The organism is Curtobacterium sp. MCJR17_043 (assembly GCF_003224315.2).
Classification (GTDB): Bacteria; Actinomycetota; Actinomycetes; order Actinomycetales; family Microbacteriaceae; genus Curtobacterium.
Genome location: NZ_CP126259.1, coordinates 754,792 through 766,680, shown reverse-complemented (window position 1 = coordinate 766,680; position 11,889 = coordinate 754,792). Strand labels below are relative to the sequence as shown.

General features: G+C 72.4%; 14 protein-coding genes and 1 pseudogene. 6 read left to right on the top strand and 9 right to left on the bottom strand.

All coding sequences use genetic code 11. From position 1 onward, the window contains the following. Positions 1-56 precede the first annotated feature (56 nt). Positions 57-518, bottom strand: a pseudogene (locus tag DEJ15_RS17665) (discoidin domain-containing protein); the annotation flags it as partial. Between the two features lie 249 nt (positions 519-767). Between DEJ15_RS17665 and DEJ15_RS04045 the strand changes: the two are divergent. The 3 genes from DEJ15_RS04045 (at position 768) to DEJ15_RS04035 (ending at position 4,110) form a co-directional block, all read left to right on the top strand. Continuing rightward, positions 768-1,979: a LacI family DNA-binding transcriptional regulator gene (locus DEJ15_RS04045; protein ID WP_284175653.1), complete on the top strand. Its 1,212-nt coding sequence runs from the start codon at positions 768-770 to the stop codon at positions 1,977-1,979. Beyond that, the gene (locus tag DEJ15_RS04040; protein ID WP_110823181.1) at positions 1,883-2,929 is read left to right on the top strand and encodes an NAD(P)-dependent alcohol dehydrogenase; all 1,047 of its coding nucleotides are present in this window, start codon (positions 1,883-1,885) and stop codon (positions 2,927-2,929) included. The genes DEJ15_RS04045 and DEJ15_RS04040 overlap by 97 nt, the downstream gene beginning before the upstream one ends. A 218-nt stretch (positions 2,930-3,147) precedes the next feature. Beyond that, entirely contained in the window at positions 3,148-4,110 is a 963-nt protein-coding gene (locus tag DEJ15_RS04035; RefSeq protein ID WP_110823179.1) for a helix-turn-helix transcriptional regulator, read from the top strand. Between the two features lie 52 nt (positions 4,111-4,162). On the opposite strand, the gene DEJ15_RS04030 is transcribed toward DEJ15_RS04035, so the two are convergent. From DEJ15_RS04030 to DEJ15_RS04010, 5 genes are all read right to left on the bottom strand, one after another. Continuing rightward, positions 4,163-5,572, bottom strand: coding sequence for a hypothetical protein (locus DEJ15_RS04030; protein ID WP_110823177.1), 1,410 nt, complete (start codon positions 5,570-5,572; stop codon positions 4,163-4,165). Next, positions 5,562-6,203, bottom strand: coding sequence for a TIGR03943 family putative permease subunit (locus DEJ15_RS04025; protein WP_284175652.1), 642 nt, complete (start codon positions 6,201-6,203; stop codon positions 5,562-5,564). The genes DEJ15_RS04030 and DEJ15_RS04025 overlap by 11 nt, the downstream gene beginning before the upstream one ends. Continuing rightward, positions 6,121-6,327: a hypothetical protein gene (locus tag DEJ15_RS04020; protein WP_284175651.1), complete on the bottom strand. Its 207-nt coding sequence runs from the start codon at positions 6,325-6,327 to the stop codon at positions 6,121-6,123. The genes DEJ15_RS04025 and DEJ15_RS04020 overlap by 83 nt, the downstream gene beginning before the upstream one ends. 7 nt (positions 6,328-6,334) lie before the next feature. Then, a complete protein-coding gene (locus tag DEJ15_RS04015; RefSeq protein WP_181419441.1) occupies positions 6,335-7,354 on the bottom strand; it encodes a permease in 1,020 nt (339 codons plus the stop codon). Positions 7,355-7,473: 119 nt separating this feature from the next. Next, positions 7,474-8,055: a TetR/AcrR family transcriptional regulator gene (locus tag DEJ15_RS04010; protein WP_110823173.1), complete on the bottom strand. Its 582-nt coding sequence runs from the start codon at positions 8,053-8,055 to the stop codon at positions 7,474-7,476. Between the two features lie 90 nt (positions 8,056-8,145). Between DEJ15_RS04010 and DEJ15_RS04005 the strand changes: the two genes are divergently transcribed. Beyond that, on the top strand, positions 8,146-8,460 hold the full coding sequence (locus DEJ15_RS04005; protein WP_110823171.1) for a DMT family transporter: 315 nt from the start codon (positions 8,146-8,148) through the stop codon (positions 8,458-8,460). Continuing rightward, positions 8,460-8,846: a DMT family transporter gene (locus DEJ15_RS04000; protein ID WP_110823169.1), complete on the top strand. Its 387-nt coding sequence runs from the start codon at positions 8,460-8,462 to the stop codon at positions 8,844-8,846. Before DEJ15_RS04005 ends, DEJ15_RS04000 begins: the two co-directional genes overlap by 1 nt. 104 nt (positions 8,847-8,950) lie before the next feature. On the opposite strand, the gene DEJ15_RS03995 is transcribed toward DEJ15_RS04000, so the two are convergent. From DEJ15_RS03995 to DEJ15_RS03985, 3 genes are all read right to left on the bottom strand, one after another. Further along, a complete protein-coding gene (locus tag DEJ15_RS03995; protein WP_110823167.1) occupies positions 8,951-10,090 on the bottom strand; it encodes a CE1758 family FMN-dependent luciferase-like monooxygenase in 1,140 nt (379 codons plus the stop codon). Between the two features lie 157 nt (positions 10,091-10,247). Then, positions 10,248-10,460 (bottom strand): hypothetical protein, encoded by a 213-nt coding sequence (locus DEJ15_RS03990; protein ID WP_284175650.1) that lies wholly within the window; start codon positions 10,458-10,460, stop codon positions 10,248-10,250. A 34-nt stretch (positions 10,461-10,494) separates the two neighbouring features. Beyond that, positions 10,495-11,094 (bottom strand): phosphatase PAP2 family protein, encoded by a 600-nt coding sequence (locus tag DEJ15_RS03985; protein ID WP_284175649.1) that lies wholly within the window; start codon positions 11,092-11,094, stop codon positions 10,495-10,497. Positions 11,095-11,315: 221 nt separating this feature from the next. On the opposite strand from DEJ15_RS03985, the gene DEJ15_RS03980 reads away from it, so the two are divergent. Then, positions 11,316-11,855, top strand: a complete 540-nt coding sequence (locus DEJ15_RS03980) for a DUF4383 domain-containing protein (RefSeq protein ID WP_284175648.1) — start codon at positions 11,316-11,318, stop codon at positions 11,853-11,855. Positions 11,856-11,889: the final 34 nt, after the last annotated feature.

Sequence of the window (11,889 nt, the reverse complement as noted above, 5' to 3'; positions counted from 1 at the left end):
GTGATGCCGTCGCCGCTGTTCTTCGTGATGCGGAGGCGGTACCGGTCGTACGAGCCGGGCGTCGCCGCGGTGTACGTGTTCGTCTTCCCACGGCCGCTGAAGGTCTGCGCGGTCTGCGTGTCCACCGTGGTCCACGTGGTGCCGTCGGTGGAGCCCTCGAGCGTCCACGCCGACGGGTCACGGCCGGGGGCGTCGTTGGCGCTCGTGAGCGAGTACGCCCGCAGCGTCTCGGGCTGGTCGAGCCGGTAGGTGACGACGCCGGTGTTCCGGAAGGCGAGCCACTTCGAGCCCGCGTTCCCGTCGGCCAGGCTGGCGGCGACCTCGTTCGGCGGGTTCTCGGCGTCGGCGGTGACGCCCGTGACGTGACCGAGGAGGCTCCCGGGCGGCAGCGTCGACCCGGTGACGGTCGTCGACGGCGTGAGCGGGGTGTTCGCGAGGGGCGCCGTGTCCCCCCGCCTCGAAGGAGGTGGTGAAGGGTCCGGACGCGGCCTGCGCCGGCACGGCCCCGAGGAGCGCACCCGATGCGGCGAGCGCCGCCCCGAGCACGACGGCCGTGGCGCGGGTCCCGAACCCGCCGCGCCGACCGCTGATCTGGTGCATGGTCCGGCTGCGCCGGGAACCGAATGACGACATCGTCACCTTCCGAGATTGGGGAGGAGTGACGCCGCGTCGACCATGACAGCGTTGTCACACCCGACGTTTCTAACGGTTCCGTGTGAGTCGTGTCAAGGAACGCCCAGCAAACCGGACAACCGTACGATGACGGGGTGAGCACCGAGCGACCCACGCTGCGCGCCGTCGCCGAGCGCTCCGGCGTCAGCATGAAGACGGTCTCACGCGTGGTGAACGGCGAGCGGTACGTCGCCGCCGACACCGCGGCACGGGTCCTGACCGTCGCCGCCGAGCTCGGGTTCCGCCCGAACACGCTCGCGCGCGAGTTCCGCGCCGGTGGACGGTCCGCCACGATCGGGCTGGTCACCGGCGACGTCGCGAACCCCTTCTACTCACGCATCGCGCGGGGCGCCGAGCGCGCGCTCCGCGCACCGGGGCTGAGCCTGCTGTCCACCTCGAACGACGAGGACGCCGACCGGGAGCGCACCCTCGTGGCGCAGCTCGTCGAACGCCGTGTCAGCGGCCTGCTCGTCGTGTCCGCCGACGACGACCACTCCCTGATCGCCCGCGAGCGGGCCCTCGGCACGCCCGTGGTGTTCCTCGACCGCGCACCGGCGGACGTCGACGCCGACTCGGTCGTCCTCGACAACGCCGGCGGCATCCGGACCGCGGTCGAGCACCTGCTCGAACGCGGACACCGCCGCATCGGCCTGGTCGGCGACCTCAGCCGGCTGTCGACCCACCGCGAGCGCGTGCACGCGTTCGGCGACGCCATGCGCGCGGCCGGCGTGCCGGACTGGCAACGGTGGGTGCGCAGTGACTCGCACGACCTCGACGAGGCCTCGCGTGCCGTGCGCGACCTGGTCGACGCCCCGGAGCCGCCGACCGCGATCGTCACCACGAACAACCGGATCACGACCGGGGCACTCCGCGCACTCGTCGACCGCACGGACCGGCCCGCCCTGGTCGGCTTCGACGACTTCGACCTCGCGGACGTCCTCGGCATCACGGTCATCGCCTCCGATCCGGACGCCATGGGCCGGGTCGGGGCCGAGGAGCTCCTGGCACGCATCGCCGGCGACGACGGGCCCCCCGCGGCACCACGTGCAGCCGGTGCGGTTGGTCGTCCGGGCCTCCAGCAGCACGGCCCGCTGACCGCCCGGACCGCGAGGGGTGCTCCGTCCGTACCTGTCTCAGGTCGGGCGACGGGGGGCAGGATCGACGGTGGGCCGCACCCGGCCCGTCATCCCCACCCCCCACGAGGAGACCCTTGCGCACCGTCAACGCGTACGCGGCACCGTCCGCGACCGAACCGCTCGTCAAGACCACCATCGAGCGCCGCGACCTCCTGCCCGGCGACGTCATGATCGACATCGACTACGCCGGCATCTGCCACTCCGACATCCACACCGTCCGCGGCGAGTGGGGCGGCATCGAGTACCCGCAGGTCGTCGGTCACGAGATCGTCGGCCACGTCTCCGAGGTCGGCTCCGACGTCACGAAGTACCGCGTCGGCGACCTCGTCGGCGTCGGCTGCATGGTGAACTCCTGCCGCGAGTGCGAGCAGTGCCTCGCCGGCCAGGAGCAGTACTGCCTGCAGGGCAACACCGGCACCTACGCCTCGGTCGACCGCGCCGACGGCACCATCACGCAGGGCGGCTACTCGCAGGCCGTCGTCGTCGACCAGGACTTCGTCCTCCGCGTCCCCGAGTCGCTCGACATCGAGCGGGTCGCGCCGCTGCTCTGCGCCGGCATCACGCTGTACTCGCCGCTGCACCACTGGAACGCCGGACCCGGCATGCAGGTCGCGATCGTCGGCCTCGGCGGACTCGGCCACATGGGCGTCAAGATCGCCGCCGCCCTGGGTGCCGAGGTCACCGTCCTGTCGCAGACGACCTCCAAGAAGGAGGACTCGCTGAGGTTCGGCGCGAAGGCCCACTACGCGACGAAGGACCCGGAGACGTTCGAGGAGCTGCGCGGCTCGTTCGACCTCATCATCAACACCGTCTCGGCGAAGATCGACATGGCCGCACACCTGAGCCTGCTCAAGGTCGACGGCACGATGGTCAACGTCGGGGCGCCGTCCGAGCCCCTCGAGGTCCCGGCGTTCGCGCTGCTCCCGGGCCGCCGCAGCTGGGCGGGCTCGTCCATCGGCGGCATCCGCGAGACCCAGGAGATGCTCGACTTCTGCGCCGAGCACGGCATCCTGCCGGAGACCGAGCTCATCAGCGCCGACCAGGTGAACGAGGCCTACGAGCGCGTCCTGAGCTCGGACGTCCGCTACCGCTTCGTCATCGACGCCGCCACGCTCGCCTGACGACGCCTCCCCTCCCGCCCGGCGGTCGCCGGCCGGGACGCACCGGACGGGAGGCCCGCCACCTGCTGGTGACGGGCCTCCCGACCGGCTCCGACCCCGTCGCGATCCTGACCGGAACCTCCGTACCCGCCCCCCGAAGGTCCACGGAACGCCGTCCACCGGGGCACACCGCGCCGGGCGACTCGCATCCGGACGCCGCTCCGGGAGAAGGTGAGAGCATGACGACTCCGGAGACCCCGGCACCCGCCGCCGCCATCGTCGCGGTGTCGGGGACCGACACGGGTGGCGCGATCCAGGACCTCGCCGGCATGTACGCCGGGCGCGCCTGGTACTCCTCGCCGATCGACCGTGACTACTGGTACAAGTACGTCGGCGTCGGTGACGACCGGATGAGCATCCGTCGCTCCCAGATGCACGGCCACCTCCGCGGCGACGTCGCCGTCGAGGGCGAGGTCGTCGTGCAGTGGATCGACGCCGGTCGCGCCCGGGTGGACGTCGGCCGGGACGAGGTCCGCATGCAGCCGGGCGTCCCGACCCTCTTCCCGGTCGAGCAGCGCTTCGAGATGGAGTACGAGGACTGGGACCAGCGCCTCGTCCACCTGCGCCGGGACCTCGTGCTCGACGTGGCCGCCGAGCAGTTCCTGGTCGACGGCACCCTCGCGTTCGACCGCCGGACGCCACCGACGGCCGCGGCCATCGAGGTCTGGCGCGGCTCCGTCGCCGCCGCCGTCCGCTCGCTCCGGGTCGACGGCCCCTCGTCGCTCGCGTGGCACGAGGCGCAGCGCGACGTCGCTCGGTCCCTGTTCGGCCTGTACCGGTTCCAGGGCGAGACGCAGCCGGACGGCTACGGCGAGCGCCGCAACGCCCGACTCCGCGCCGCGGTGGAGTTCCTGCACGAGCACGCCGGCGAGCCCCTCAGCGTGTCGGACATCGCCCGCGCCGCCGACCTGAGCGTCCGGGCACTGCAGGAGTCGTTCCAGCGGACGCTCGACCGCACCCCGATGAACTACCTGCGCGAGGTCCGCCTGCGGCACGTCCGGGCGGACCTGCTGGCGGCCGAGCCGGGGTCGGCCTCGGTCGCGGAGATCGCCTCGCGGTGGGGGTTCAGCCACATGGGGCGGTTCTCCGGCGAGTACCTGAACCGGTTCGGCGAGTACCCGCGGCAGACGCTGCGGCACTGACCGGTCGGCCGGTGCCGGTGCCGGTGCCGGTGCCGGTGCCGGTGCCGGTGCCTCAGCCGACCTCGTCGCCCGTCGGCAGCGCGCTGCACCAGTCGATCGCGGTCCCGGCCAGCGAGGCCTCGAGCGCGCCCGAGGTCGCATCGACCACGCTGACGAGCGCACCGTCGGACGACTGCGTCGCCACGGCGACGAACTGCCCGTTCGGCGACGGGCAGACCGCGGTGATGCTCGCGTCGTCGGGCACGGTCACCGCGAGCCGGGAAGCCCGTGCCCCGTCCACCCGCAGGATGCGCGCGGCCAGGGTCCCGTCCTCGCGGACCGAGCCCACCACCCGCAGGTAGACGTCCTCCGCGATCGGGGCGATCCGCCCGAGGTACGCCGAGTCGGTGCTGGCCGCCGGTGCCGGCAGGTCCGTCCGCTCGCCGTCGGTCAGGTCGAGCTGGACGATCCCGTTGCCGGTCTCGACGACGGCGGTCGTGCCGGAGCCGACGAAGCCGTGCAGGTAGGTCGCCGACCCCAGCCGGACGGCGTCGTTCCGACCGCTCATGTCGACGAGCACGAGGTCGTCGGCGCCGGTCCGGACGAGGGCGCTCGCGGTCCGGGGCACGTACGCCCACTGCGCCACGGAGATCGGGGTCGCCCCGGCCGTCGGGGTGCCGTCGGCCGCGACGGGTTCGGGCTGGTGCGTGCCGGTGAGGTCGACGACGTACAGGCCGACGTCCTCGGAGCGCCCGGAGGACGTGTCGGCGTACACGAACCCGAACGAGGAGCCGTCGTCGGCCGCGTGCAGGGCCTTCGCGGAGCCGCGGGAACTCGGCATCGACAGGCGTTCGACGGGCACGGCGTCGTCCTGCACCCCGCCCGCGAGCGGCACGATGTCGATGGCGGACCCGCCGTCCCGGTCGTCCCGGAGCACGACGAGGGAGCGGGCCAGGACGGCGTACTCCGTGATGCCCTGCGCGCGGTACACGGTCCGCGAGCCCGCGGCGCCGAGGCCCCGGCGGACGATGCTGTCCGGACCGCCGTCCGTCCCCGGCACCACGGCCAGGACGTCCGTGGTCCCGGTGCGGATCGTCGTGCGCAGTTCCGACGTCGCAGCCTGTCCGGGTGCCCGCACCCCGCGGACGGTGAGCGTGTACTCGCGGTCGTAGGCGAGCGGTCCGGCGAACTCGACGGCGACGGTGTTGCCGCTCGACGTGACCGAGAACGGTGCCGCGGGGCGGACGCGCACGGCGGACGCGGGCACCTGCTGCACGGCCTGGTTCGCGGTGAGGATGACCCGCTGCGCCGGTCGGGTGACGAGGTCGCCGGCGTCGTAGGACACCGACCGCAGCCGGGGCCCCTGCTGCGTCCCCACCACGGCGGCGAGCGCGGCGACGACGGCGAGCACCAGGACCGTGGCGACGAAGCGGCGACGGAAGCGGTGCGCGACCGGGCGACGCGGACGGGACTCAGTACTCATACGGGTCCGAGGGCTGCTCGACCGGGCTGACCCGGGCCGCGCGGATGACGAGGCGGGCGTCCGAGGCGGTGTCCGGGTTCGCGGCGAGGGCACCCTCGACCCGGACCCACTCGCCCTCCTGCGGGGAGGCGTCGTCGGTCGTCACGCCGATGCCGACCGGCTGGGCGTCGACGGCGCAGCAGCTGACCACGAAGCGTGTGAGCGTGAACGACCCGTCGGACCCCGGGACGACGAACCCGGTCAGGGTGAGCTTGCGGCCGACGAGCGCGGTCGTGTCGGTCGTCTGCCGGATGAGCGCCGCCCAGTCCTTCACGCCGTACTCGGACGTGTCGACGGACTCGCTGCCCAGGAGCGTCACCGGCGCACCGGCACCCGTCGCGTCGGACAGCGAGGCCGACCCGACGCTCCGCTGCTGGGCGGTCCGGGCGGAGAGGGTGGTCGGCGGCAGGACGAGCATCGCCACGACGGTGCCGATCGTGACGAGCGCCGCGACGGACCCGAGCACCACGTGCAGCAGGCGCCCGCCCTCGGCCGGCCGCGGTTCCGGGTCACCGTCGTGCGCGTGGGCGCCGTGGCGGGCGACCACGACGAGCCCCGCGATCGACGCGGGCACGGCGACGGCGGCGAGCACGAGGGTGAAGGTGGCGTAGCGGGGGGTTGATGTACAGGTCGAGGTGGTCGGCGATGCCGAGCCACAGGGTGCCGACGGCCACGGCCAGCACCGACCCGAGACCGAGCAGGGTGCGGCGCAGCACGGTGCGCTCAGACGAGGACATTCATCACCAACCCGACGGTCGCGGCGAACAGGACACAGACGACGGCGAGCAGCACCAGGAAGCGTGCCCGGAACGTCGTGCGGAGGAGGGCGATCATCTTGACGTCGATGATCGGCCCGATGATGAGGAACGCGGTGATCGACCCCGGCAGGAACGTCGACGCGAAGGACAGCGCGAAGAAGGCGTCCACGTTGGAGCACAGCGACACGGTCATCGCGAGGAGGATCATCGCCAGCACCGACAGCACCGGGTTCGCCCCCACCGCGACGAGGGTGCTCCGTGGCACCGCGACCTGGATCGCCGCCGCCAGGCCCGCACCGACGAACAGGGCTGGCATCATCGTCGCGGTCTCGCCACCGAAGTGCGACGCGCTCTCCCGCCACTTGTCGCGCACCGGTGGGGCACCGACGGCCGCGCGGCACCGGGCCTCGAATGCGGGGAGGAGCAGGTCGGCTGGTCGGCGGTGTGCGGCGACGATCCAGCCGACGAGGTTCGCGACGACGAAGCCGCCGACGATCCGGGCGGGGAGGATCCACCCGGACCACCCGAACGCCTGCGCGGTGCTGATGATGACGAGCGGGTTGAGGATGGGCGCCGCGACGAGGAACGTGACCGCCTCGGCCGGGGTGAACCCGCGGAGCATGAGGCCGCGCGCGAGCGGGACGTTGCCGCACTCACACACCGGGAAGAGCATGCCGATCAGGGAGATCACGGCTCGGCGCGGGATCGGCCGGGTCGGCAGGATCCGCTCGAGGACGCCGTGCGGGACCCACACCTCGACGACGATCGACAGGACGATGCCGAGCACGACGAACGGCAGGGACTCGACGACGACGCTGATCGCGAGCGTCAGGAAGTCCTGCAGCACGTCCGGCAGCCCCGCGGTGCCGACCGCCGGGGAGACGATGCGGACGGCGAGGAGCGCCACGACGGCGGCGAGCACCAGACCGGGACCGGTGAGGCTGCGGGAGCGCGTCGTGACGGGGCGGGCGCGGGTGCTCGTCACCCGGACAGGATAGGCGAACCGGGCGCCGAGGACCCCGACCGGCAGGCCCGTGCCCTGCCCGACGGCGGCGACCTCTCATCCACGGCGGCCGACCCCGGCGCGGCGGCGCGGCAGTGCGGTCAGCGTGTCGTCGTGAGTCCGTCCACGTGCCGGTCGAGGACAGTGATCGCCCGGTCCCCCGCCGCGCCGGGCTCGAGCCGGGCGACGTGCATCGCGAGGCCGTCGATGAGGGCGTGCAGCCGCTGCGCCTCGTACTCGCGGTCCTCCTCGGGCACGCCGAGCATCGTGAGGACGCGCTCGCACCACTCCCGCATCTCGGCGACGACGCGGTCGAGCGTCGGCCGGAGCTCCCTGTCGGTGAGCGCGGCGTTCCCGAGCGCCAGGTAGACGTCGAGTTCGACCACCCGCTCGGCGTCGAGCGGCAGCAGTTCGACGAGCACGGCGCGCACGCGGTCCCGGACCGGCAGGTCGTCCGGGATGGCGGCGATGCGCTCGCGCGTGCGGTCGAAGACCAACGCGATGGCGTGCTCGCGGACGCTCGCCTGGGTCGGGAACGCGTACCGGACGGTGCTCGGCGGCAGTCCGGCCTCGGCGGCGACGTTCCGGACGGACAGTGCGCCCAGGCCGTCACGGGCCAGGACCCGGTGGGCGGCCTCGGAGACGGTCCGACGGCGTTCCCCGAGGTCGATGCTGCGCGCCATCCGGCAATGTTCGCACAGTCGTACGACTTCGTGCTAGAACTGGGGGGTCGTGAAGTCGCACACTCGTACGACTTCGGATCGGAGGAGCACATGGCATGGGTCGTCCTGGTGCTGTCGGGCGTGCTCGAGGCCGTCTGGGCCACCGCACTCGGCGCGTCGAACGGGTTCAAGCGGGTGGTGCCGACGATCGTCTTCGTCGCCGGCATGGCCCTGAGCATGGTCGGGCTCGCGTTCGCCATGAAGGAGATCCCGGTCGGCACCGCCTACGCCGTCTGGGTCGGCATCGGGGCGTCACTGACCGTCCTCGTCGCGATCGCCCGTCGGCAGGAGGCCGCGTCCGTCGCCCGGATCGCGCTGGTCCTCGGCCTGGTCGCGTGCGTCGTCGGACTCAAGGTCGTGAGCTGATGGCCTGGGTCGTCCTGTTCGTCAGCGCCGCGTTCGAGACCGTCTGGGCCACCGCCCTCGGCGAGAGCGACGGGTTCACCCGGCTCGGCCCGACGCTCGTCTTCGCGGTCACGATCGTCCTGAGCCTGGGTGCCTTCGGGTACGTGCTCCGGCACATCCCGATCAGCACCGCCTACGCGGTGTGGACCGGCACCGGCGCGGCCCTCACCGTCCTGTGGGGCATGGCGACCGGCGCCGAACCGGTCACCGTCCTGCGCGTGGTCTTCATCGCGGGCATCGTCGGCTGCGTCGTGGGCCTCAAGCTCGTGCCCGCGCGTCCGGCCCCGCCGCGCGGCCCGGCTCGGCGGACACCGCGGCTCGCGCGGGCCGCGGACACCACCCGCTGAGCCGCGGCAGGGCCGTGGCGCCGCCCGCGCGAGCACACGACGGACGGGAGGCCCGGTGCCAGCTGGCACCGGGCCTCCCGGCCGTCAGGTAGCCCTCGGACCGATCAGACCGAGGCGCCGGTCCACTCGTCGAGCGCTGCGACGTGATCGGCACCGGCGGTTCCCGCCGCCTGGGCGGCCGCCACCCGCTCGAGGTGCGTCGGCGGGTTCGCCGGCACGTGCTCGGGGCGGTCGGCCTCGTTGATGCGGCGGAGCTCCGGGACGATGTCCTCGGCCAGGATGTCGATCTGCTCGAGCACCGTCTTGAGCGGCAGGCCCGCGTGGTCGATCAGGAAGAGCTGGCGCTGGTAGTGCCCGACGTGGTCCTTCATGGTCGCGTACCGATCGATGACCTGCTGCGGCGAGCCGACGGTGAGCGGCGTCTGCGCGGTGAAGTCCTCCATCGAGGGGCCGTGGCCGTACACCGGGGCGTTGTCGAAGTAGGGACGGAACTCGTCCCAGGCGTCCTGCGAGTTCTTCCGGGCGAAGAACTGCCCGCCGAGGCCGACGATCGCCTGGTCCGCGCGCCCGTGTCCGTGGTGCTCGTAGCGCTGGCGGTACAGCCCGACCATCTGCTCGGTGTGCTGGATGGGCCAGAAGATGTTGTTGTGGAAGAAGCCGTCGCCGTAGTAGGCGGCCTGCTCGGCGATCTCCGGGGTGCGGATCGACCCGTGCCAGACGAAGGGCGCCACGCCGTCGAGCGGACGCGGCGTCGAGGTGAAGCCCTGCAGCGGTGTGCGGAACTGCCCCTGCCAGTCGACGACCTCGTTCTCCCAGAGCTGGCGGATGAGCGCGTAGTTCTCGACCGCCAGGTTCAGCCCCTGCCGGATGTCCTTGCCGAACCAGGGGTAGACGGGGCCGGTGTTGCCGCGGCCCATCATGAGGTCCATGCGGCCGTCGGAGATGACCTGGAGCATCGCGTACTCCTCGGCGATCCGCACCGGGTCGTTCGTCGTCACGAGCGTGGTCGACGTCGAGAGGGTGATGTCCTTCGTGACGCCGGCGAGGTAGCCGAGCATCGTCGTGGGGCTCGACGCGACGAACGGCGGGTTGTGGTGCTCGCCGGTCGCGAAGACGTCGAGACCGGCCTGGTCCGCGTGCTGCGCGATGGTCAGGATGTCCCGGACGCGCTGGGTGTCGTCCGGCGTGGTTCCCGTGGTGGGGTCGGTCGTGACGTCACTGACCGTGAAGATCCCGAACTGCATGATGCGCCGCCTCCGTCGTGTGCTGGCTTCCGTGCCGTTCTATGCGTTTGCATCGAACTGACGGGTACAACGTAGCGCACGTCACGGCATTCCCGCCAGGCGCGGGCGGGCATCCCCGCCAGGCGCGGGCGGCGACGGCCAGGAGGCACCGGTCGCTTCAGACGTGGACGGCCGGTCCGTCCGGACGGGTCGTGCGCGGCACGGTGTGCATCCCGTCCGCCAGCCACACCGCGGTGATGACGGCGAGGACGCCCGCCGACGAGGCCATGCGCCCGGCGAGGAGCATCGCCCCGTGGTCGCCACCGGTCGTCCCCACGAGCAGGGCGACCACCCCGACGAGGACCGTCGCGGCGACCGCGAGCAGCAGCACGACCGTGACGACCCGGCGCGGGCCGCGATGCCCGTCACGGTCCCCCCCGCGTGCCCCGGTCGACGGCCGGCCCGACCGCCCGGACGAGACCGAGCCAGAACAGGGCGACCGCACACGCACCGATGATGTCGCTCACCCGGTGCCAGCCGTACACCACCGTCTGGTTCGCCACGAAGACGGCGTACACCGCTCCGACGACCAGGACCACCGGACGGAGACGTCGCGGCGTCACCATGAGCACGGCGAAGAGCGCGGCGAGGGCGATGGTCGCGTGCCCGGACGGGAACGAGTTGGGCGTCGGTGACTGGGCGATCTCCGGGCGCTCGGCGATACGCTTGAGCAACGTCGAGGTGGCCGCGGACGCGAGCACCACGAAGCCCGCTCCGAGCCCCACGGCGAGCCGCCTGCGTGCGAACGCGACGGCGGCGATCACGACGACCAACAGCAGGATCACCGGGACCGAGATGACGTTGAGGGCGGTGTCCGACCCGAACAGGTCGGACTCGCGGACACCGCCGAGTGCGGCGTCCTCGATCCGCTGCCCCGTCGGCGTCAACACCGCGACCGCGTAGACGGAAGGCACGATCACGAACCCCAGAGCCGCGAGCAGCGCCCACCGGAACCTCCGGGACACGCTCGGTCCACGTCCGTCGTCGCGGGACTCCGGCGCGGTGCGCTCGGGGGGTCCGGATCACGGGCATCGTCCTCCTCGGAGTCATCGTCGTCGGTCTCGTCGTCCGCCTGCTGGGCGGGAAGCGATTCGGTCGGTCGGGGTCCGACACGATACCGTTGCAGCGCCCGTCGGGAGCTGGGAGCGCCGGCCTCCGGAGCGGGGCCACGGCCCTCCTGCGACAGGTGTCCGGACAGCATGCCTCCGGACAGCGTGACACAGGTCGCGGTGGCGGGCAGCCGTACAGCGCGATCGTCGCGCAGGAAGAGGAGACCGAAGTGGCCATCAAGGAACCGGGCATCACCGCCTCGCCGAACCGTGCACTGGCGATGACCGCCGGCACGTTGTTCGCGATCTGGGGCTTCCTGGGCTTCTTCTTCGCCCAGGACAACGGTGGACAGTTCTTCAGCCGCGAGGGCGGGTTCCTCTGGAACTCCTTCATGCTGAACCCCGCGCTGTGCGCGATCTGGGCACTCCTGGCCGCCGCGTTCTTCATCGTGGGCCTCGGCAACACGATCGGGTCCCGTGCGGTGAACCTGGTCATCGGTGTCGTGCTGCTCGTGCTCGCCGTCTACGGCTTCGTGTTCTCGGCCACCTCGGCGAACGTCCTCGCGCTGAACACGACGGACAACGTCTTCCACGCGATCGTCGGCGTCGTCCTGGTCCTCACCGCACTGGGTGCCGACAAGGAGAACCTCCGCGCGCTGCGTGCGGCCCGCGCCTGACCCGCACCTCCACGACGACGCCCGTCTGCCGATC

What these genes read in the sequence shown, in the direction of transcription:
- DEJ15_RS04005 (WP_110823171.1), top strand. Translation starts at nt 8,146, where the DNA reads ATGGCATGGGTCGTCCTGGTGCTGTCGGGCGTGCTCGAGGCCGTCTGG.
- DEJ15_RS04010 (WP_110823173.1), bottom strand. Translation starts at nt 8,055, where the DNA reads ATGGCGCGCAGCATCGACCTCGGGGAACGCCGTCGGACCGTCTCCGAG.
- DEJ15_RS03995 (WP_110823167.1), bottom strand. Translation starts at nt 10,090, where the DNA reads ATGCAGTTCGGGATCTTCACGGTCAGTGACGTCACGACCGACCCCACC.
- DEJ15_RS04000 (WP_110823169.1), top strand. Translation starts at nt 8,460, where the DNA reads ATGGCCTGGGTCGTCCTGTTCGTCAGCGCCGCGTTCGAGACCGTCTGG.
- DEJ15_RS04035 (WP_110823179.1), top strand. Translation starts at nt 3,148, where the DNA reads ATGACGACTCCGGAGACCCCGGCACCCGCCGCCGCCATCGTCGCGGTG.
- DEJ15_RS04030 (WP_110823177.1), bottom strand. Translation starts at nt 5,572, where the DNA reads ATGAGTACTGAGTCCCGTCCGCGTCGCCCGGTCGCGCACCGCTTCCGT.